Genomic DNA, 21730 nt, shown 5'->3' on the forward strand with positions numbered 1-21730 from the left:
AATCGATCCCTAGGCAATAGATTTTTCAATGGAGATATGGTTTGGTATCTTCGTGTCTTTGGTGTTTTTGTTTTGGTCTTTGGTATTGCTGTATTCCGACAAAGTGAAACTCATTTGGAACGGACATGGGAAGTCACAAACAAACCAGAACTGGTTCAAAAAGTTCTTTATGACTCATTCCAACCGAAATCCTCTCGATTACCAGTCGCTAACGAAAGTTGGGAAACAAAAATCATGGGCGAAACGGTAAAATGCACTACAACTTCCGCGAACACACAAGGCCAAATAGAGTTCCAAATTTCTGCAGAAGGTTTTAAACACTACCGGATCTTAAAAGAGTCCTATCGGTTGGAACCCATACAGAACGGTGTTCGCATCCATGGAAAATGGGAAATGGAAACCAGTCCTAACACAGTTTCCAAACTTCTATTTTTATTCTTTAGTGATGCCGATCTCGACCACATCGCCCAAGGAAAACAAAATCTTTTTTAAGATTTAGACTTTGTACTTTCGAGTAGAACCGTTGCCATAACCATCACACCTTCACTTCGACCGAGTGATCCCATCCCTTCCGAGGTAGTTGCTTTAATCGAAACACAATCTAACGGTAACTTAGTGATAGTTGCTAAAGATGCATTGAGCTCTGCACGAATGGGATTGATTTTTGGATGATCTCCCACATAGGTACAGTCTACATTCACTAGTTTGTATTTTTTCTCTGCCATCAGTTCCAAACATTTATCAATGATACGAGTGGATTTCATATTTTTGTATTGTGGGTCTGTATCAGGAAAATGAACCCCGATATCACCAAGTGCTAAGGCACCGAGAATGGCATCTGCCACTGCATGCAAAACCACATCAGCATCACTATGACCAAGAAAGGCAAATTCCGATTTTACTTCAACCCCAGCCAATATTAGCGGGCGAAAAGGTTCGTGGATTAATTTATGAAAATCGATTCCGTTTCCAACTCTAAACATAGTTCCTACTTTTTATAACTCAATTCTAACATACGATTCACTGACTTTTGAGCGAGGCGAATCACTTCTTCGTCTAAAAAGATTTCAAACTGTTCTTTGAGAAGGGCATCTCGCACTTTTTCCAAAGTAATTTTTTTCATATGCGGACAAGTTTGGCAAGTCGATACAAATTCTTTTTCAGGAAATTCCGCACGTAAGTTGTCACCCATCGAACACTCTGTCACAAGCATAATTTTATTGGTTTTACTTTGTCGGATGAAATCCACCATTTGCGAAGTTGAACCAGAAAAGTCAGCTTCCTTCACAACATCCTCATGACACTCTGGATGTGTAATTACAGTGAGACCTTCACTGAACAATCGTTTTGCGGAACGAATATCTTCGGGTGTATACATTTCGTGCACCATACAACGTCCTGGGTGAGAAATGATGGTTTTGGATGTTTGGTTTCGCACATTTCCAGCCAAATATTCATCTGGCAAAAATATTACAGTGTCCCCTTCCACAGCATTTACAATTTGGACAGCATTGGCAGAAGTGCAACAAACATCGGTTTCTGCTTTTACTTCCGCCGAACAGTTGACATACGTTACAACGGGAACACCAGGGTATTTGGCTTTCAATGCTTTGACATCATCTCTCGTAATGGACTCGGCAAGAGAACAACCAGCTTTTGGATCGGCAATGAGAACCTTTTTTTCAGGAGATAAAATTTTGGCAGTTTCTGCCATAAAATGAACTCCATTGAAGAGGATCATGGCTGCCTTGGTTTCCTTTGCCATTTTAGAAAGATACAAAGAATCCCCAATGATATCAGATACTCCCCAAAACACATCGGGTGTCATATAGTTATGACCAAGGATCACCGCATTTTTCTCTTTTTTGAGACGGTTAATTTCTTCCGCTAAAGGTAGGATCCGTTCCTCAATTTCATGCGGAAGGTAAATGGGATTTAATTTTTGAACCAGTTGGTCTTTTGTTACTAGTGACATAGTAAACTCCTAAAGGAAATATTAAAACGGATCGGAACGAAGGATGGTGTCTGTTTCTCGAAGCCCAGAGTCTGCGGGTGGAACCTCACTTTCCAAAGACCCACATTGGTTAAAAGCTACGCGCCAGGATAGTTCCGCTTGAGAAGTCCCTGTTCTTTGGACTCTCCTGTAATCGGAATTAGAATTAAAAGAATTCTGGTTACAAGCCTTTGAGATATTGTAAGTTAAATTGATTTTTGCAAAACAATCAAAGTATAAAATGGCAACAGCATCTGTACTTAATTCTTGTGGAAGGATTTCCCCTTTCAATCGCGAAATAAGACCAGAACAAACGTTCAAACTAGAGTCGGAAACTGCCACACAATTTGCTTCTGATAAAATAAATCTTTGACAGGCGGAATTAATGGCGTTCCCCTGCGAAAGGATCGAACTCAGTAATTCCGTTTCCGAATCATCATTCGATTCTTTCCTACAACCATCTGCCATAAAGACAATGCCTGTTAACAAAAAGAAAACCATCACCTTCCTTTTCATACTGATTCTACTTTCCCTCCTTTTGGTTGGCCTTGTCTATTTCCTTTTTCTGAAAAAAACGAAGTCAGATCCTACCCAATCTTCCTTCGATTCCCATTCCGAGGTTTATTGGCAGAGGTTACAAAATCGTCCAGAGGTCCTCCTCGGGCCCGGATATCCTTCGGATTTACGCGATTTTTTAGAAACACTTCGTGGAAAAGAATCCTATCTTTGGAAAGGGGATAGGGAAAAAACCTACACCTATTTACTCGAAACTTATCCTGACGAAAGAGGCCATGTACTTTACGCAGTGTATGTCGCCTTTATGAATTGGAAGGAAAAAACTTTAGAAGTGGAACAAACAGAAGGACTTACCTCCTATGAAAAACTAACAGCTGTGAATCGTTTGTCTGAAGAAATTTTTCCTCTTGTCATTCGTTCCATCCTTTTTCCTAAACACCCCACCACCCCGCCAGTTTTGCTTTTATCTTTTCTAGAAGATTATGTTCAGAAAAATCCCTACAGTTATTCTCGGGAAAGAAAACGAATCTTTCTTAGGAAAAAGGAGGAACTTTACCAAACCGAAAAATGGGAAATCCAAGCCTGGGAAAGCCCTATGTTTTTTCGCCAAGTGGTTGAGTTGATTTACGCAAGAGAAATGTTAGAAATGTCCGAAGAGGAAAAAACTTCTTACCGCAGTGCAAAACAAGAGGAACTGAAAGTCGATTTTTGGAATTGACAAGTCTTGGTTGTAACCCCCATATAAGTGGGGTTATGAAACAAATTCTATTCTCCTTTCTCTTAGTAGGATTCTTATTCCAATGCAGTAGCAGTCCCAAACGACTTGACAACGCTGATGATTATATCTCCGACTCAGGTGGGCTTACAAGCCAGGAATTGGTAAAAGCTGCTGACAAACTAGCAGGCCAAATTGGGGAGTACTTTAAAGAAAACCCACATGAAGAAGGTGTCTTTGTTGCTCACTTCCCTACACGTAACGATACTTCAGAACAAATTCAAACAGAACTTTTTGATAACGCTTTTGTTTCCAAACTCATCAAAAGTAAAATTTACACTGTACGCACTAAAACAAGAGAACAGTCTCTCAACGAGATTCAGTTCAGTTTGTCCGGACTCACTTCCAACCGACTTTCCATTGGAAAACTAAAATCACCCAACTTCTTTGTTCGTTGTGATATCAACGAAAACATGTTTACTTCTGATGGAGAAAAAATCGTAGAACAATCCATCAACATTGAACTTGTAGAAGTGGAAACAACCATCGCTGTATGGTCTGAAAAAGTTTCTTATCGCAAACTTGCGGTTCGAGGAAATAAAGGGGTTAGCTGGTAGTCCGTCTCAATCCATGAAAAAAACAATTCTCTTTCTCTCTCTTTTCATCCTCGGTTGTGCCAGTGATTATAACAAAATCATTGAAGCAACCGAATCGGCGTACTACGGGCAAAACTATGACTCTGCCATTCCTAAAATTCGAAAACTCTATGAAGGTTCTTCCAGTAAAGACAAACTTCTTTTTTTAATGGAAGCAGGTATGATCTTTCATACCAAAGGCGATTACGAAACTTCCAATAAAGTTTTTAAGGAAGCAGAAGACTTAGCAGACAATATCAAAGTCAGTATGACGAGGTCAGGAATTTCGTTTATTCTTTCCGACAACGAATCCAATTATACCGGGGAAGACTTTGAAAGAGTCATGATTAAGTTCTATATTGCGAATAATTACCTCCTCCAAGGGGATACAAATAACGCAAAAATTTATTTCCGAAGACTTGATTTTGAATTAAAAGAAATGCGCTTTTTGGCCGCTGAATACCGCCAAAACAATGCAGCTAGGCTCATTGATGCCTATGTTTCTGAAAAACTGGGTCGTTACAATGATGCCCGTGTCCAATACAAAAACATGGAACAACTCATTGGAAAAAGCCAAAACCTAATTGCCGACAGATACTTGTTAGCTGTGAGAGAAGGAGATTCTGCTGATCAATCTAAATATGCTGCGGGTAGGTCTAGTTTACAGGCTTACAATAGTTCTATGCAAAGAACTTCGCCAGAAAATGAAAAACTTTCAGAAGTCATCATCATTCATGAAGCTGGTAAATCCGCGATCAAAATGTCTAGGGGAAAACTCATGGACGATGAATACTTTGCGGTTGCTTTAAGAGGGGCTGTGGAGATAGGATTACGTGCAAAAGGTGCAGGTGCTTCTCTTGCGGGAGCAGTAGCAGCTTTATCTGTTGCTGAAAATCCAATTCCAATCTACAAAGAAAGAGACCCAAAAGGTTCCCTTCCTAAAAAATACTACATTAATGGTGTCGATGTTGGGTATTCGGATATCATGAACAACTATTCCGAAACAGCAATGAACAACTTTAATGAAAATTACAAAACTCTCATCACAAAGAACCTAACCTCTTTGTCATTAAAGATAGTGGCTGCTGTGATTGCCTCGGAAGCTATGGCTCGTGCCATCGAATCTGGTGGAAAAAATAAAAACAATGATTTGGTATCCAGTCTCATTCGAGTAGCAGCTGGTGCAGCTGCCGGTCTTGCTGTATCCCAAACGATTGCTCCTGACTTACGATGTTGGAGAACCATTCCTGCAAATTTTCAAGTCAAAAGAATTCTTTTGGCACCAGGAGAATACGACTTTAAGGTTGAGTCTCCAGGTTCTGTTGTCACATCAGCACCTAAAAAACTTTTTGTAGAAGCCGACAAACCCCTGTTTGTCTCTGTTCGTTCCTATTCTAACTAATTAGAAAAAATCTTTTAGTCGTTCTTTCTTCTTAAAAAAGCTGGAATGTCGTAATCCTCTCCGTAGTTCTGGAACGGGGAGGATTGTTTCTGAGAAGAAAATCCTCGGTTTGTCTGGCGAATACTGCGAGAAAATTCTTGTTCCTTTCCTAGACCAGATTCCTTATCTTCACTTTTCCGAATGTAAACCATAGGCGAAATAGATTCTTCAGAACCCACTACCTTTTGTTCTCTTTGGTATTGTTTTCCTCTTTTGGCAAAACCTGTAGCAATCACTGTCACTCGGATTTGGTCCGAAAGACTTGTGTCTTCATTCAGTCCAATGATGATATTGGCATCGGGATCTGCTTGTGCTGTGATAATTTGCGAAACCTCATTCCATTCATGAATGGTGAGATCATTCCCGCCGGTCACATTGATGAGAAGAGATTTTGCCCCTTGGATGCTAGAATCTTCGAGAAGAGTGTTATTGATGGCTTGTTCCACGGCTTCACTCACACGAGTTTCTCCGCTCCCTTCACCAACACCTAAAATCGCATCTCCTGTATCTTTCATAATGGTTTTTACATCGGCAAAATCTACATTGATAATTCCAGGATGGTTGATGATATCGCTAATTCCACGAACCCCGTTTAACAAGATATCGTCGATAACTCGAAATGCCATATCTACAGGAGTGTTTTTATCCACAACTTGAAAGATAGAATCATTACGTATAGTAATCAGTGTGTCTACGTTCGCACGAAGTTGGTCGATTCCCTGTTTAGCAAGTTCAGCTCTACGTTTTCCTTCAAAAGAAAATGGAACCGTCACGACACCGACTACCAAACATTTCATTTCTTTGGCTATAGCTGCAATGATAGGAGCAGCTCCCGTTCCTGTTCCACCACCCATACCTGCAGTGACAAAAACCATATCTGCACCTTTGAGGGCCGAAACAATTCGTTCCTTGTCTTCAAGGGCAGCCTTTTCTCCCAGTTCTGGATCACCACCAGCACCCATCCCACGGGTGACTTTGTTACCCAATTGGATTTTGACTTCTACGGGAGATTTTAATAATACTTGTTCGTCGGTGTTCATAACGATAAAGTCAACACCTGTCATTTTGGAATGAACCATACGAGTGACTGCGTTCATTCCGCCTCCACCAACTCCAATGACTTTGATAATGGCAGGGCTTGTTTTTTCTTCTTCTAGGTACAACATCGACATATCCTTAGAGATTATTCTCCATCCAACGACGAACCTTCTTCATCCAACCGTCTGAATCAGATCCGGAATGCATGTTTCTTTGTTCTAGGTTTTGTATTTTTGAACTGTATTTAATAAGACCAACTGCAGTGGCATATTCGGGAGAGGAAATTTTATCGACAAGTCCACTAAGGCCGGCAGGTTTTGCGCGACCAACTGACAAACGTAATACTTCCTCAGCAGTAGCTTCTATTCCTTGCAAAAGAGAAGTTCCTCCTGTAAGAATAACTCCTCCCGCCAAACTTGACTTAAATCCCGAACGAACAAGTTCATGATCGATCATTTCTAAAATTTCACGAACTCTCGGTTCCAAAATTTCCACAAGCTCTTGACGGAAAACTGATCGAGAAGGCCTTCCTGAGATAGAAGGTATTTCGAATTTTTCTGTAGGATCCACCATATCAATGCGAGTGTGACCATAACGTTTTTTGATCACTTCCGCTGTTTCCACAGTGGTTTTTAATCCAATAGAAATATCACTTGTAATATGAAACCCACCGAAGGGAACCACGGAGGAAAAAGCAATTCCTCCATCAACATAGATGATGATGTCGCAGATTCCAGCTCCGATATCAATGACCGCGGTTCCTAAATCTTTTTCTCCTGAAGTTAGGATGGCTTCGGAAGAGGCAAGACTTGATAACACTCGGTCCATTTGTAAAAGGCCGGCTTGTTCTACACAACGATCAATGTTGTTGAGTGCTGTGTTTCCGCAAGATACAATATGTACTTCTGCTTCTAACCGAACACCTGTCATTCCAATGGGATCTTTGATATTAACTTGGTCATCTACTTTGAATTCTTTTGTGAGGACATGGATGACTTGTTGGTCGTTCGGAATATGAACTGCTTGTGCCGCCTCAACTACACGCATGATATCTGTTTCTGAAACGATTCGTTCTCTGTTGGTAACAGCAATGATACCTTTTTCATTGAATCCATTGACAGACTTTCCTGAAACATTGACTACTACTGTATTCACTTCTTGGCCAGCCATGAGTTCAGCATCACCAAACGCCTCTATGATGGACTTTGTTGTAGTTTCAATATTAACAATAGATCCGTTTTTGATACCGGCAGAAGGATACACTCCCGTTCCAATAATTTCGATTTCGTGATCACCCACAAGTCGCCCAATGACAACTTTAATCAGTGAGGATCCTAAATCCAAAGCAGTTATGATAGGTGCGTCATCATAGGTCATATTAATGGTAAACGGCGTCCTCTCCTCTTAAATCTATGGAAACAACTTTTACAGATTCTGCTTCCATATATGCCAAGGATGCATACAATTTGCGAAACACGTTCAATTCTAACTTATCACCTAAGTATACTTTTATGGGGTTCGGTGATTTTAAATACAATGTATAATTTCCATCACGTTCGACGGCAAGTTCTGAGATTCTTGATTTGAGTGCAGGGTATAAGGAAAGAGCATGTCGCATTTCTTTGGTGATATCAAAAATTTGTCTGCCTTCTAGTTTCTGTTCCCCAACGGTGAACTGCCCACTAATCACTATTAAGTGATCAGCTAACACTCGATCTCTGGATATTATTTCCAGATCTTCATCCACTTCATACAGGGAATTTCCTACATGTATGACAAATTCGGCGACTTTCTCCTGTAAGTTGATAATCAAAAATCCATCGGGATCACGAGTGATTCTAACCTTCCGAATCCTCGGATGATTTGCCAGTCGCTTCTCCCAATCCTTCCAATCCCCAATGTTTGGGGCTTTTGGATCCACTCCTAGATACGACAAAACCTCAGGTGGGGAGAGAGCTACAAGACCTTCCCATTCCACACGAACCACTGGTTTCACGGGTCGACCCCATCGAAAGACAAGTCCTAGAGCCAAAAGACCCACTAAGACCAAAAGGATCGGAACCACACGCCCAAATCGTTTTTCTTTGATTTCTGGGGGGGTGTCAACCATATATTGATTATGTCACATAGTTAGGCTGTTTGGAAAGCATTTATCAACAGGGCACAAAAAAAGGCCAGGCGAACCTGACCTTTCTCGCTAGTCTCAAATGTAATTTGAGGTGCTTAGTTTTGTGCTACCCTCATAGAACCTTGGCTTAGGTCCATAGAGATAGTTTGGTATTTTTTGGCTTCTTTTTCAAGAGCCTCAGCACGGCGAAGAAGTTCTTTCTTCTCGTTCATTTGGCTAAGAGCCTTACCACCTCGAGTAGATCCTGCTCTGTCACGAAGTGCCTGAGCCATCTCTACTTTTTCTTTTGCGATGTTCGCTAGGTATTCCGAAACTGCAGATTTTTGCGCCGGAGTGGTTGCTTGTTCAATCATAGCAGACTCCAAAAGCTCTAATCTTTCGTTTGTATCTAAAGCGTAAAGATTTGCTGTTGCAAGTCCCATAGCCAAGATCCCTGTTGCGATAATCTTTGTTGTTTTCATGTGATCCTCTCTAGAGTGGGAACCTCTTTTTCCGATTCCCTTTTTATTCTATGACTCAAAGAATCATCTCATCCCGATTAAATTCAATCGGAAATTACAGAGAATTTCCCCATGTTATGGCAAAATCACGAAAAAAAGACAATCTTAGATTAATTTTAATCTTTTTTTGATTAAAATTAATCGTTTCGTTTCATAACAGGGTTCCAAACAGGAATGTTGGCTCCTAGGAATGCAAAAAAAAACCCTCCGGAGAGGGTTTTTTTTTCTCAATGCCAAAGTCTGGCTTAAGTTTTGGTCAGTATTTGGTTTTGGTATAACTCAATTTTTTATTGAGGATGATGTCCACATTGGTCACTTCTCCCGGCTTCACATGGATTTCCGAATTTTCCAATTTCATTTCTTCCATGAAACTAGCTCGGATTTCGTATTTGCCCGGTTTTAAGTTGGTAAACCAAAAGTATCCATCTTTGTCGGTTGTGACTTTGAAGATTTGGTTTGTCGAGACCACAGTGGGCATGTAGATGGGGTGTTTTTCGATGGGGTTGTCCAAGGTTTTGTAGAACACTCGGCCCCGAATCGCTCCAAATCCATCCATGGAATTGATCGCATCCACAGTCACAGTCTGTTTCGGAAGTACTGCTGTAGCGGTCTTGTAAATAGGATACTTGTCCGCACGGATTTCAATTTGGTGTACTCCGGCAGGGAGGTTGTCAATCTTCACATTGTAGATATCTCCCTGAATTAAGGTTCCGTTTTTAGTCACAGATCCCCAGATTTTCGATTTCTCCGTAGTGACTTGGGATGTGTATTCCTGATCATCCACAAGGACTTTGATCGTACGCACTTTGTCTTCTGGCGGTGTTGATTTTAATTTTCCCTGTTTGTTGAGAAGGTCGTAAGGTGACTTGGTTGCGGCTCCCCCGTAAGATTTGTCTTTGATGATGGAAGTTCGGATGAGGATACTTCCTGTTGTGACAGAAGGAGGTGCCGGTGGTTCCACTTCCACGATCGGCGGAATGACCACAGTCGTTTCATTGGCCGGTGTTGGTTCCGGTTCTGGTGTTACAGGAGGTGTCGTTGTATTATTGTTCGGCGGAGTTGTATTTTCCACCGGTGTGATGGGAACGTTGATGACTACGTTGGGAGGTTTTGGTGGAGGAGTTTGTGGTTTTGGCGAACCTGATAAAAAGATCCCTGCCGCATTCCCAGAAACTTGTGGGGTCTGTTCGTGGTTGAACTGGCGAGCCATCTTTACCGTTTCTTCTTTGGCAACAAAGAAGGCTTCGAGGGCTGTTACCACACTGTCCTTGTTTAAATCCCCTTTTTCTAGAGCATTTCCAAAGTTATAAGTGAAGATCCCATGGTTGATCGTTCCCCCCACTTCGATGGAAGTTTGGTCATCATCCGAGGAGGAAATGACAGCTTTGTCTTGGAAAAAGTAATCTTCTGCGTTTTGGCGGACTACCCCATCATTTCCTTGGGCGATCGGAATTTCGGCTGCCCCTCGGGTATTTTTTCCTTTTTTGGCAATCCCTCCCGAATAACAACAATCCATGACGAGAACTGTCTTTTGGGATTTGATATCTGTTAAAAATTCGTTTAATTCTTCATCGGAGATATGAGGGCGATCGTAACAAATGAGGTAGTTACGCATTCCGTTTTTTGCCTTCGCATCTTTCATATACATTCCGTGGCCAGAGAAGTATAAAAATACTGAGTCCTCTTTTCCCACAACTTTACCCAATTGGGAAATCGCGTTCTTTACATTGTCGCGAGTGACCATGGAACCTAACAGGACTTTGATATCCTTGAAGTTTCCTTTCTTTTGGATTTTTTCTTTTAGGAAGTTTGCGTCTGCTTCACAGAGATTCAACTCAGGGATTTTGGCTGTGTTACCTTTGTAGTTAGTTCCAATGAACAACGCATAACGGTTCTGCCCGAACACCGGTAAACCGATGAGATAGGCTGATAGAATACAAACAAATATGTTTCGAAACGAAAACATGATTGGGTTTCCTCTTATCCGGATGGAGTGCCTCATTCTCCATCACCGGAAATCGGAAATCAATTGGATTTTTCTTTGGAATGCAAAAAACGGAACACCTGAGGAAGAACATAATTACGAAATTCTTCGTTTACTCGTTTTTCTCCTCGGCAATCGTAATGAATATTGTCTACAAACCTGTCACTTGGGTAGGAAGAATCAGGAAAGAAAAAGAGTTCCGCCTCTGGATTTTCTCTAAAAAAAGTTTTTAGATCGGCCAGCAGGTCTTTGGATTCCTTTGATTCTTGGCGTTCCTTCATCCAAGGCATATACACCATTCCGAATTGGATCCCCCGCGAACGGGTGTATTCGATTAAATCTTTTAAAACAACAAAGTCAGGATTGTGATACACATATGGTTGTGGATTGGCAAGTTCTGCATCCAGTTCCTTGCGAATCAATTCTTTCGAAAAGAGGACTAGTTCAGGTTTCAATCGATTGGAAATATTATACTTTCCGAAATGGCGACTGATTTGGTCTTCGATGGTGAGATTGTCTTCCAATTGAGAGGATGCCGGTTTACAAAGTCCCGCTTCCACATTTTCACAAGACTCGCAAAACAAAGATCGTTCTTTGTAGTTTTTATCTACCTTCCAATTGGTTTGGCTTAAGGAATTACGAATGGCTCCATGAAAACGATAGGATTCGTACAGAAGTGGAGTGGCCTTCGAAAGAATATACAATCGTTCTATACCAGAGTATTGTTCTGATAGTTCCGAAAATGTAAATTGATGCAGGTAACGATGTCCAAAAAATTCCCAAAGGATTTGGTTGGCATCTTCTTGTTTTCCACTATAGCTGATGATATTCGTAGGAGTCGGAGTGCGAAAAAAATTCTTTTCGATTCCTTCGTGCCAGCGCCGGTTCATATAGGCAAAAAGAGATTCGTTTTCTTTTACAGACTTGGCATCGGGATCATAGAGGGGTGGACCATATCCTGTTGCATATAACTTGGGGGATGCGGCAAACAAAACCATCTTTGGTTTAGCATTTCCTTTTTTCAGATATTTATCCAAAAAGAAACGGTAATACTTTGGTCCCATGGCAGGTAAACTATGATTATAAACAGAATATTCTATTCCGTCCTGTTTGGCATAACCGGCAAGTGCCATCGACCGAGAATCACCTAACACAAGAACTTCGGCATCACCCTTACCTGATTCTACAAAATTTTTCTTTAAGTTTACAAAAAAGATTTCTGGTTGTTCCAAATAGTGAATTCCAGTAAACCGAACGACTAACTCCAATACCAAAAACAAAAAGAGGGTGATCCCTATTCCTAAAAATTTAGAACGCAAAGTAGATTACCTCCTTTCCAAAAATCCCGCGAGTTAAGATGAGAAATCCCATAAAAAACAAAACAAAAACTTGGATGGCCGGATGAGAAACAAAAACCCAATACCTTTCTTTTTTGAAATATGTGATTCCATCAATGATAAGGAGTGGTATAAAGATTTTAAAGTACTCACCAAAAAGCCCAACTATATCTTTTATATTATTGTTTGGATTCAAATCCCAAGTCCAAACGGATAAGAATTTTTTCATGTACAAAAACATCATATGAGCATCGTAAGATCGAAAACCCACAGCACTAAAAGCAACAAGTGAATAAATTAAGATACGACTAAAGGTTCCCGAAAGAATACTGAAGAGTTTTTCCAGTAACGAAGGTTTTGTGACCTCCTCCAACTCTTTTTGGTTTTCTTTCTTTTTAGCAAAGGCAACTAGATAGATGATTGTGTAAACACCTTGCAAACAACCCCAGGTAATAAAGGTCCAATTGGCTCCGTGCCAAAGTCCTGATAGAAAAAAGATAATAAATAAGTTTCTATACTGGGCAAACTTTCCGTATTTACTTCCTCCGAGAGAGATATAAATATAATCCCGAAACCACCGATTCAGTGTTACATGCCATCGGTTCCAAAACTCAGTTGGAGTTTTGGAAAATTCTGGTGTTTCAAAGTTTACTGTGAGAGTGACACCAAGAAGTCGTGACACTCCCAAGGCGATAAATGAATAACCAGCAAAGTCGCAGTAAATCTGCGTTAAGAACAAAAATCCACCGGCAAAAACTTGGGAGCCGTCCATGGCTTGGATGATATCAGGATTTTGAGTGTATAAAGACTTTCCTGCAAGGAATACTTGGTCTACATATGTGGCGAGGTTATCTGCTACATAGACCTTCATAAAGTAACCAAGAAGGATGTCATACAATCCTTTCTGCACTCCATCGAGAGTTGGGAATTTTGGTTTTTTCAATTGAGGAAGAAGGTCCTCTGCACGTTCAATGGGACCTGCCACAAGCTGTGGAAAGTAATTCACAAATAATGCAAAATCAAAAAAGTCGCGCTCTGCTTTGATTTGTTTTCGGAACACATCAATGGTGTACGACATGGTTTGGAAGGTATAAAAACTAATTCCTACAGGCAGGATGATATTTCGTAATAAATAAGTATGGGAATCAGTTGCCGCAGAAGAACCGAGCCACAAAGCCAATTGGTTCCAAGAGTCAATGAGGTTTACTGCGAAAAAATCGTAGTACTTCATGGTAAAGAGTAGGCCCAAGTTAGCTATAATCGAAACTGATAGATAGAGACGACGACGAGTTTTGTTTTCTGTTCCTTCAATAAAGATGGCAGCACAATAATCGATGATGGTACTAATCAGAATGAGGATGAGAAAAAACCACTCCCACCATCCATAAAAAAAATAGGAGGCGAGTAACAACCAAAGGTTTTGTGCGCGGTAGGCCCATTTCTGTTTACCAGCGAACCATCCGAATCCCAAAAAGACCGCATACACAAAAAGAAAGAAGATTAAAAAGACAAAGGTATTAAAAAGCATCGGTCTTCGTTACAATTTCCGGGTCACTCGATTCTGTAAAATTGAAAAAATGAGGTTAAAATGCGGAATCTTATCGTTGACCCGTTCGGAATTCAGGAAATCTTGAGAGTTACCTTGGATCTACGTTCGGAACTCAAAACCAAATTCGGTTTTTCGGAATTTCGCCCGGGCCAAGAAGAGGCCATTCGCTCCGTACTCGAGGGCAAAGATACGTTGGCCATTTTACCAACGGGTGCTGGAAAGTCTCTGATCTACCAACTTCCCGCAGCCATCCAAACTAACAAACTAACATTAGTTATATCTCCACTCATTGCCCTGATGAAGGACCAAACAGAGAGTTTACTTGCCAAAGGAATTCCTGCCGCTTTTTGTAATTCCACCCAAGACGAAGTAGAACAAATGACCATCCTTGCCAAATCTGTCAAAGGAGAAATTCGAGTTTTACTCGTATCTCCAGAAAGGGCACTTTCCAACGGATTTCTTCGCATCTTTCGGGAATTGGATTTGTTTTCACTTGTAGTGGATGAAGCTCATTGTGTGTCTCAATGGGGTCACGACTTTCGACCCGAATACCGCCAAATCCATGTTTTACGAGAGCGCCACCCTCGCCCTAACTTTCCCATCCTTGCCTTAACGGCAACTGCTACAGAAAGAGTCCAAACGGATGTACAGTCCTCTCTGGGAATGAAGACACCGACAGTAGTCCTATCTACATTTTTTAGACCCAATTTAAAATTCAGTGTAAAATACCCTGCCGCCGAACGAGACAAAGCCGATCGACTGATTGAACTCTTAGAACCATGGAAAGATGGAAGAAAATTTCCGGGACGTGCCATTGTCTACTGTGCCACTCGGAAAAAAACCGATGAAGTGTATGATCTTTTGAAAGACTTTGGATTTTCTGTAGGAAAGTACCACGCGGGCAGAACCGATGGGATCCGGGAAAGAACCCAAAATGCTTATACCTCTGGAAAAGTTCCGATCCTTGTGGCCACGAATGCCTTTGGAATGGGAATGGACCAACCTGATGTTCGTTTGGTGGTGCATTACCAAGTTCCAGCCTCACTCGAAGCTTATTACCAAGAAGCAGGTCGTGCAGGAAGGGATGGACTTGGTTCAGAATGTGTTTTGTTTTACAAAGCCGGTGATGTCGCCACCCAAACCTTTATGTTGTCCAAAGAGACAAACTTCAAAGGAGGAGACACTCTCCTCAAATACATAAAGGAATATGCCAATAAAGAAGAATGTAGGCAGGTCCAACTGTGTTCTTATTTTGGAGAAACCATTTCCCCTTGTGGAAGTTGTGATATCTGTACAGAAATTGGTGCCAATCTCCATCGTTCTAAGTTTTTAAAAACAGAAGCCGCGAAGGTTCAAAAGAAAAATGAAAAACGGGACTATCCCCTTTCCGAATGGGAAGAAGAAACCATCCAAAACTTTTTAAAAGAACATCCGGCTGTATTTGGAAAAACCATCATTGCCAAAACTCTTGTGGGCAAACGAACAAAAGATGTCCTAAGGTATCGAATGGAACGAAATCCCTTTCATGGAAAGTTGGATGGGATTCCCGAAGAAGCTGTGGTCGCAAAACTAGAAACATGGGTAGAACAAAAAAAAGTTTTGGTGGCAGGCGCCAAATACCCAAAACTCTATTTACCCAATTTTGCAAAAATAAAATCGAAAGCAACTTCATCTAACTCTGATGAGACGGGTAGCTCAAATGGAAAAGTCAAAAAACCTCCCACACTCAATTCGCAAATTTTAAAAGAACTGATGAATTATCGTGATCGCAAGGCAAGACAACTCAAATGGAAAAAGTTTATGGTATTTCAAAATCCGGTTCTCAAACGAATTGCGGAAAGAAAACCAAGATCTCTTTCTGAACTCGAAGCCACTAAAGGTGTGGGTCCTGCAAAAGTAGAACGGTTCGGAAATGATATTATCGAAATTTTGTCCAAATGGAACGAATGAGTTACTTTATTGAAAACCTTATCCCGAACTGGGAATCATATCAGAATCCATAGACAACTTGGAACTTAGGCCCTTTGATTAGTCATTGGGAACAAGGTTCTATTCAGTCATATGCCAAGTAAATTCCCTTGAAACTTTCCATGACTCTTAGAATCTGCAGATTCATAGGGGCAAAATGGAAAAAATTGCAGGGAAGATTGTAACTCACGAAAGAGAATTTGAAGGAACGATTTCTTTTGATCCCAATTCCGGACTGATCACCAATGTAAAAGAAGGGATCGATCCCGAAGCCCACCAGTTTTCCGATGGTTCTGTCATTTTTCCCGGTTTTGGAGACATTCACATCCATGCGAGAGAAGACGTCAGTGGAAAACATACTTATAAGGAAGATTTTATCTCTGCTGGTAATGCTGCCATCAATGGGGGTGTGATCCATGTGGCTGATATGCCAAATAACCCTATTCCTCCTATCGATGATGCCTCTTATGCCGCCAAACAAGCGCTCACTACAAAATCTCCTATCCATATAACATTGTATGCTGGCATTGGACCTCATACCAAACCTTTAGAAAAAAAGGTTCCTTATAAAGTATTTATGGGTCCATCGATTGGAGAATTGTTCTTCCATGACAATGCCTCTTTAGAAGAAGTAATTAAACATTATGTTGGCCAGGACATTAGTTTCCATTGTGAAGATCCTGAAATTCTAATCGCAAACCAAACACAGCCCACCCATGAAGAAAGACGCCCGAAAGAAGCAGAGACTGTTGCCACTGACTTTGCCTTGTATCTCATTGAGAAGTACAACTTAAAAGGAAAACTTTGCCATTATTCGACAAAAGACGGTCTTTCTAAAATCATCGCGGCTAAAAAGCGAGGAGTGAATGTCACTTGTGAAGTCACCCCCACTCATTTGATGTTCGATACCGATATGTTAACAGAAACCAACCACAAGTGGTTTCAAATGAACCCACCTCTACGGGGCAAAGAAGACCGCGAAGCCATGGTAAAAGGAATTCTCGATGGGCATATTGACTATTTAGCAACGGACCATGCCCCTCATTCCATTGAAGAAAAACAAAAAGGCACGAGCGGCATCTCACAACTCGATACTTACGGGTTATTTGTCACCTATATGATACTCAAACTAAACATTCCGATGACAACAATTGCAAAAATATGTTCCAAAAACCCGGGTGAGTTCGTTTCCGCCTACTTACCAGAAAAGTTTGGGAAAGGGGTTGGAGTCATTAACCAAGGTTATGCGGCAAATTTTTCTATCCTAAATTTAAAAAAACCAGTTGAATTTCAAAAATCAATGGTTAAAAGTAAGTCCGGCTGGTCACCCTTTGAAGGATTCAGTTTCCCTGGATCCATCGAATCAGTTTACTTTTTAGGCAAAGAAATTCATGCAAAATGAGCCATTAGGCAGTAAAATTCTCTCTGGACTCACAGTTAAGTCACTCCTTGCGGAGTATCCCAATAGCTTTCAAGTGATGGATTGGGAAGGTAATTTTATCTCTGTTACCGAACGATTTGCCAGGTTTCTCGAATTTGAACCCAAAGAGATAGCTGGTAAATCCATTGTTGATTTTACCCAAGAAGACGACAAAGAAAACACAAAAGATACCTTTGATCGTTTGGGTGAGAATCCGAATATTGTAAATTTTGAAAATAGACTGGTTACAAAATCTAAGGAAGAAGTTTGGATCATTTGGTTACTCATTCCTTTACGAGAATCCAAAATCATTCTGGCTTTTGACCGCGATGTCACCATCCAAAAAGACATATCGTTCGAATTTCTCCTGCAACAACAAAAGTACAAATCGATCTTTGACAACCTACCGATGGGAATCGCCATCACAGATGAAAAAGGGAAAATTGTTGAAACCAATAAAACAGCTCGGACTTATTTTAACATCCAAGACGGTGAACTTTTAAACAGAACCTTAAACATTCGAAAGTACACTCTCATCCAACCCAATGGGAACAAAATTTATCCAAGAAAATCTAGTCTCATGCGGGCCCTTCGTCACAAAGAAGTAATTCGAAATTTAGAAATTGGCATGATTAAGGAAGATAAAATCACTTGGTTTGATATTTTAGCCACCCCCATTCCACTTGAGAACTTTGGATTGGCAGTGGCCTTCCTCGACATCACTCAAAGACGACATGCCGAAGAAAAAATTGCCTATATGGCTTTTTTTGACCAACTCACAAACCTTCCCAATCGTAATTCATTGATTGATAAACTCTTTCCTATTTTTGAAGAAGCAAGAAGGCATGGAAACCTCGTGGGAGTTCTTGCCATTGATTTGGACAACTTTAAAATCATCAATGATTCAAGAGGCCACGACTTTGGTGACAAAATCATTAAACTCGTTGCCTACCGAATCCGCGAAAGTATACGCGTGTATGATTTGATTAGTAGGCAAGGGGGAGATGAATTCACAGTAGTATTACCAGACTTATCGAATGAAAGAGATGCCGCTGTTATCTCAGAATCTATTTTGGATGCGATGACTCATCCCTTTGTGATCGATGGTGAAAGAATTTTTGTGAATATCTCCATTGGGATCGCCTTATACCCAACAGATGGAAAAGATTCTAACACACTTTTAAAAAATGCAGACAGTGCTCTGAACCTTGCGAAAGCCCAAGGCAAAAACTGTTATGTGTTTTTTACAGAAGAATTACAAACAGTAGTCGCAGAAAGATTAGAGATCGAAAATCGAATGCGAATTGCTATCATCGAAAATCAATTCACTTTGATGTACCAACCCAAAATCGATCTTTATACAAGAAAACCTGTGGGAGTGGAAGCACTAATTCGTTGGCGACATCCCGAACGAGGTCTCATTTCTCCCAATGTATTCATTCCTATTTCCGAGGAAACGGGTATGATTTTAGCGATTGGGGAATGGGTGATCAAATCAGCGATCCAAACCATGCGCATTTGGAAAGATGAAGGAATCAATGAAGTTTCGATGGCAGTGAATATCTCCACCAAACAGTTCAAACACGAAAGATTGATTTCGACCATAGCAGAAAATTTGAAATTATTTAAAGTGGATCCACATGACTTGGAAGTGGAACTCACGGAAAGTTCCGTTATGGAAAACGCAGATGCAGCCGTTCGCACCATGCAAGAAATTCGGAAACTCGGGGCCAAAATTGCCATTGATGACTTTGGAACAGGATATAGTAGTTTGGGATATTTAAAAAAACTCCCCATCTCTTCTTTAAAAATTGACCGTTCTTTTGTTTCTGAAATCACAACGGACAAAGACTCCAAAACCATCATCCACGCTGTGTCCAACTTAGCACATAACCTTGGTTTGAGTGTGGTTGCAGAAGGGGCGGAAACTGCAGAACAAGTGCAATTACTTGCGGAAAGTGGAGTGGATCTCATCCAAGGATTTTTCTTTGCCAAACCGATGACTTCCGAGGATTGCCTTCATTTTCTGAAGACAGAACTTGGAATTTCGGATTGACCCGTTCGCTTTCCCACCGTTTTTATCAATTAAGGATTTCACTTGAAACTTTCAGTTGATTGGTTAAACGAATTTACCCCGCTCTCCCAGATCCCTTTTGATAAGGTTCTGGAAAAAATTAATACATCCATTTGCGAAATTGATGATGTGGAAGAATTCAGACTCCACCTATCATCAGTTATCACAGTAAAAATCAAATCACTTGAAAAACATCCGAATGCGGAAAAACTAACAACCACCATCGCAAGTGATGGTACCAAAGATTACCAAATTGTCACAGCGGCCACTAATGTAAAAGCCGGAGACATTGTTCCTTTGGCTCTTCCTGGAACCAAACTAGACGGGAAAGAAATTTTAGATTCGGAACTGCGCGGTGTTCGTTCCCAAGGGATGTATTGTTCCGAAAAAGAATTGGGTCTAGCCTTAGAATCTTCTGGTGTTTTGATTTTTCCACCAGAGACAACTCTTGGAATTTCTGTTCGGAAACTTTTTTTATGGGAAGATACCATTCTTACTATCGATAACAAATCGATCACTCATAGACCAGACCTTTGGAATCATTTTGGATTTGCAAGGGAACTTGCCTCCCAACTCCAATTGCCTTTAAATGAATTTCCATTCCAACAAGATACAAAATTAGAATCAGGAAATGACGGTCTTTCGGTTACAAAATCAGAACATGCTCATGCCTATTATGTTTGTTCCATCCAAAATGTAAATGTAGCCCCTTCCATTCCCAAAATCAAATCAAGACTCGAAAAATGTGGAATTCGTTCGATCAGTAATGTTGTGGATGTTTCCAATTATTTACTTTTGGAACTGGGACAACCTACCCATTTTTTTGATAGAGAAACATTACAATCCACAACCTTTTCCGTTGTGAAATCTGAAGAAGGAACATCCTTCCCTCTATTAGATGATACTACTCCCAAATTACAAAAAGACCTTCTCCTAATCCAAAACGGAAAAGATCCTGTAGCTTTAGCAGGTGTTATGGGTGGGAAAGAATCGGCTGTTACCGATAATACAAAAAATATTGTGATGGAATCGGCTGTTTTTAAAAGAGAAGATGTGCGTTTTTCCATTCGAAAAACCAATATTCGCACAGAATCTGCAGTTCGTTATGAAAAAGGATTAGATAGTTACACTTGTTTGTCGGTGATTCACCGTGCGATCCAACTGTTAAAAGAAAATGGAAATCCAAACATCAAAGTTTATGAACCACAAGGTTTCAACCATACAGAATCAAAATCAGTCACAATCAAAACGGATCTTACTTTCTTACGTCATAAATTAGGAAAAAACATTTCGCAAAACGAAGTCACAGAGATCTTACATCGACTTGGTTTTACTGTGACGAACCATGGGGAAGAACTTTCCGTTCTTGTTCCAAGATACAGACAGAATTATGATGTGACCATTCCAGAAGACCTTGTAGAAGAAATTGGCCGGACCATAGGTTATGCTTCCATCCAAACATTAGCCCTTTCGATGGCAGTGGAAACTCCAATTCGAAATCCACTCCGCGAATTGGAAAGAAGAGTGAAAAACTTTCTCGCTTTAGAAGTGGGATTTAATGAAGTTTATAATTACTCATTTGCCTCTCCCACGGATGCAAAATTAGAAGCATCAGAGGAAAGTTCATCTTTAAAAATTGCAAACGAAATGCCCGACGAACACTCGTTACTACGTAACAGTTTGTATCCTGGACTAATCAAACAAGCCAAACTCAACCAAGATCGATTCGAAACAGTGAATCTTTTTGAGTTAGGACGAACCTACCATAAAAAAGGGAAAGGATCTGAACTTGCAGAAGAAAGACGATGGATCACGATTTTATCTCTTTCTAAAAACAAACCGAATGACTTATCCGCGATTGAATTAGAATTTCTTAATTTAAGAGAAACCATTTCAGAACTTTTCCAATACTTAAACCTACCTAAGTTCGAATGGACAAAATCAAATAGAAACTACTTTCATCCCAATGCTGGGCTTGTCCTTACTTATGATGGAACGGAAATAGCCGAGTTGGGTATCCTTCACACGCGTTATGCGGATGACTATGACCTAAAACGACGAGCCATTCTTTCTAAAATCAATATGGAGAAGTTAGTTGATGTTTGGGAAAAACTGGGAAGGAATTCTCATTTCATTCCTCCTTCCAACTTTCCGCAAGGCCAACTCGATCTTTCCTTACTCATGAACGAAAAAGATTCTACCGAATCCTTCGCCAACTTAGTTCAAACCATGAAAATTCCAGAACTTGAATCTGTTTTTGTTCAGACCATTTTCCAAGGAGACTCTGTGGGTGTGGGTAAAAAATCTGTTACTTACCGATTTCAACTTATGTCCTATGACAAAACCTTTACCCAAGAAAGGTTTAAAGAACTTTCTGATTCCCTTGTAGAAACGGCCAAAGCGAACGGATACAGCCTACGATAAATTTGCTT

The 21730-nt window shown here is 40.6% G+C and carries 18 protein-coding genes; 8 read left to right on the forward strand and 10 right to left on the reverse strand.

Annotation, left to right across the window (positions count from 1 at the left end; genetic code table 11):
• The first annotated feature begins 36 nt into the window (after nucleotides 1–36).
• Nucleotides 37–492: a hypothetical protein gene (locus LEP1GSC203_RS02475; RefSeq protein ID WP_002972658.1), complete on the forward strand. Its 456-nt coding sequence runs from the start codon at nucleotides 37–39 to the stop codon at nucleotides 490–492.
• Here the strand turns inward: LEP1GSC203_RS02475 and ispF are convergent.
• The 3 genes from ispF to LEP1GSC203_RS02490 are packed head-to-tail and all read right to left on the reverse strand — an operon-like array spanning nucleotide 489 to nucleotide 2509.
• Nucleotides 489–983 (reverse strand): 2-C-methyl-D-erythritol 2,4-cyclodiphosphate synthase, encoded by a 495-nt coding sequence (gene ispF / locus LEP1GSC203_RS02480; RefSeq protein ID WP_002972601.1) that lies wholly within the window; start codon nucleotides 981–983, stop codon nucleotides 489–491. The genes LEP1GSC203_RS02475 and ispF overlap by 4 nt on opposite strands.
• 5 nt (nucleotides 984–988) lie before the next feature.
• Nucleotides 989–1975 (reverse strand): quinolinate synthase NadA, encoded by a 987-nt coding sequence (gene nadA / locus LEP1GSC203_RS02485; RefSeq protein WP_002972932.1) that lies wholly within the window; start codon nucleotides 1973–1975, stop codon nucleotides 989–991.
• Between the two features lie 21 nt (nucleotides 1976–1996).
• Complete coding sequence (locus LEP1GSC203_RS02490) at nucleotides 1997–2509, reverse strand: hypothetical protein (RefSeq protein WP_039936996.1); 513 nt, start codon at nucleotides 2507–2509, stop codon at nucleotides 1997–1999.
• On the opposite strand from LEP1GSC203_RS02490, the gene LEP1GSC203_RS02495 reads away from it, so the two are divergent.
• Genes LEP1GSC203_RS02495 through LEP1GSC203_RS02505 form a run of 3 tightly spaced genes read left to right on the forward strand, consistent with a single transcriptional unit; the run spans nucleotide 2469 to nucleotide 5261 of the window.
• The gene (locus LEP1GSC203_RS02495) at nucleotides 2469–3227 is read left to right on the forward strand and encodes a hypothetical protein (protein WP_002972308.1); all 759 of its coding nucleotides are present in this window, start codon (nucleotides 2469–2471) and stop codon (nucleotides 3225–3227) included. The two genes, LEP1GSC203_RS02490 and LEP1GSC203_RS02495, sit on opposite strands and share 41 nt — an antisense overlap.
• Nucleotides 3228–3262: 35 nt before the next feature.
• Nucleotides 3263–3841 carry a hypothetical protein gene (locus LEP1GSC203_RS02500; protein ID WP_002972347.1) on the forward strand — a complete coding sequence of 193 codons (579 nt, stop codon included), beginning with the start codon at nucleotides 3263–3265 and terminating at the stop codon, nucleotides 3839–3841.
• 13 nt (nucleotides 3842–3854) lie between these two features.
• Complete coding sequence (locus LEP1GSC203_RS02505; protein WP_002972805.1) at nucleotides 3855–5261, forward strand: hypothetical protein; 1407 nt, start codon at nucleotides 3855–3857, stop codon at nucleotides 5259–5261.
• A 14-nt stretch (nucleotides 5262–5275) separates the two neighbouring features.
• On the opposite strand, the gene ftsZ is transcribed toward LEP1GSC203_RS02505, so the two are convergent.
• From ftsZ to LEP1GSC203_RS02540, 7 genes are all read right to left on the reverse strand, one after another.
• Nucleotides 5276–6466, reverse strand: coding sequence for a cell division protein FtsZ (gene ftsZ / locus LEP1GSC203_RS02510; protein ID WP_002972594.1), 1191 nt, complete (start codon nucleotides 6464–6466; stop codon nucleotides 5276–5278).
• A 10-nt stretch (nucleotides 6467–6476) separates the two neighbouring features.
• Nucleotides 6477–7715, reverse strand: a complete 1239-nt coding sequence (ftsA, locus tag LEP1GSC203_RS02515; protein ID WP_002972687.1) for a cell division protein FtsA — start codon at nucleotides 7713–7715, stop codon at nucleotides 6477–6479.
• A gap of 1 nt (nucleotide 7716) precedes the next feature.
• Complete coding sequence (locus LEP1GSC203_RS02520; RefSeq protein WP_002972431.1) at nucleotides 7717–8448, reverse strand: cell division protein FtsQ/DivIB; 732 nt, start codon at nucleotides 8446–8448, stop codon at nucleotides 7717–7719.
• Nucleotides 8449–8561: 113 nt separating this feature from the next.
• Nucleotides 8562–8927 carry an LIC_10421 family protein gene (locus LEP1GSC203_RS02525; RefSeq protein ID WP_015681628.1) on the reverse strand — a complete coding sequence of 122 codons (366 nt, stop codon included), beginning with the start codon at nucleotides 8925–8927 and terminating at the stop codon, nucleotides 8562–8564.
• Between the two features lie 295 nt (nucleotides 8928–9222).
• A complete protein-coding gene (locus tag LEP1GSC203_RS02530; protein WP_002972708.1) occupies nucleotides 9223–10932 on the reverse strand; it encodes a caspase family protein in 1710 nt (569 codons plus the stop codon).
• A 59-nt stretch (nucleotides 10933–10991) separates the two neighbouring features.
• Complete coding sequence (locus LEP1GSC203_RS02535; protein WP_002972155.1) at nucleotides 10992–12269, reverse strand: hypothetical protein; 1278 nt, start codon at nucleotides 12267–12269, stop codon at nucleotides 10992–10994.
• Nucleotides 12259–13815, reverse strand: coding sequence for an MBOAT family O-acyltransferase (locus tag LEP1GSC203_RS02540; RefSeq protein ID WP_002972270.1), 1557 nt, complete (start codon nucleotides 13813–13815; stop codon nucleotides 12259–12261). Before LEP1GSC203_RS02540 ends, LEP1GSC203_RS02535 begins: the two co-directional genes overlap by 11 nt.
• Nucleotides 13816–13875: 60 nt before the next feature.
• On the opposite strand from LEP1GSC203_RS02540, the gene LEP1GSC203_RS02545 reads away from it, so the two are divergent.
• From LEP1GSC203_RS02545 to pheT, 4 genes are all read left to right on the forward strand, one after another.
• On the forward strand, nucleotides 13876–15786 hold the full coding sequence (locus LEP1GSC203_RS02545) for a RecQ family ATP-dependent DNA helicase (protein WP_002972486.1): 1911 nt from the start codon (nucleotides 13876–13878) through the stop codon (nucleotides 15784–15786).
• A 175-nt stretch (nucleotides 15787–15961) separates the two neighbouring features.
• Nucleotides 15962–17206 carry an amidohydrolase family protein gene (locus LEP1GSC203_RS02550; RefSeq protein ID WP_002972272.1) on the forward strand — a complete coding sequence of 415 codons (1245 nt, stop codon included), beginning with the start codon at nucleotides 15962–15964 and terminating at the stop codon, nucleotides 17204–17206.
• A complete protein-coding gene (locus LEP1GSC203_RS02555) occupies nucleotides 17196–19280 on the forward strand; it encodes a sensor domain-containing protein (RefSeq protein WP_002972287.1) in 2085 nt (694 codons plus the stop codon). The genes LEP1GSC203_RS02550 and LEP1GSC203_RS02555 overlap by 11 nt, the downstream gene beginning before the upstream one ends.
• Nucleotides 19281–19322: 42 nt before the next feature.
• Entirely contained in the window at nucleotides 19323–21722 is a 2400-nt protein-coding gene (gene pheT, locus LEP1GSC203_RS02560; RefSeq protein WP_002972783.1) for a phenylalanine--tRNA ligase subunit beta, read from the forward strand.
• The last annotated feature ends 8 nt before the right edge of the window (nucleotides 21723–21730 follow it).

This window comes from Leptospira terpstrae serovar Hualin str. LT 11-33 = ATCC 700639 (genome assembly GCF_000332495.1).
GTDB lineage: Bacteria > Spirochaetota > Leptospiria > Leptospirales > Leptospiraceae > Leptospira_A > Leptospira_A terpstrae.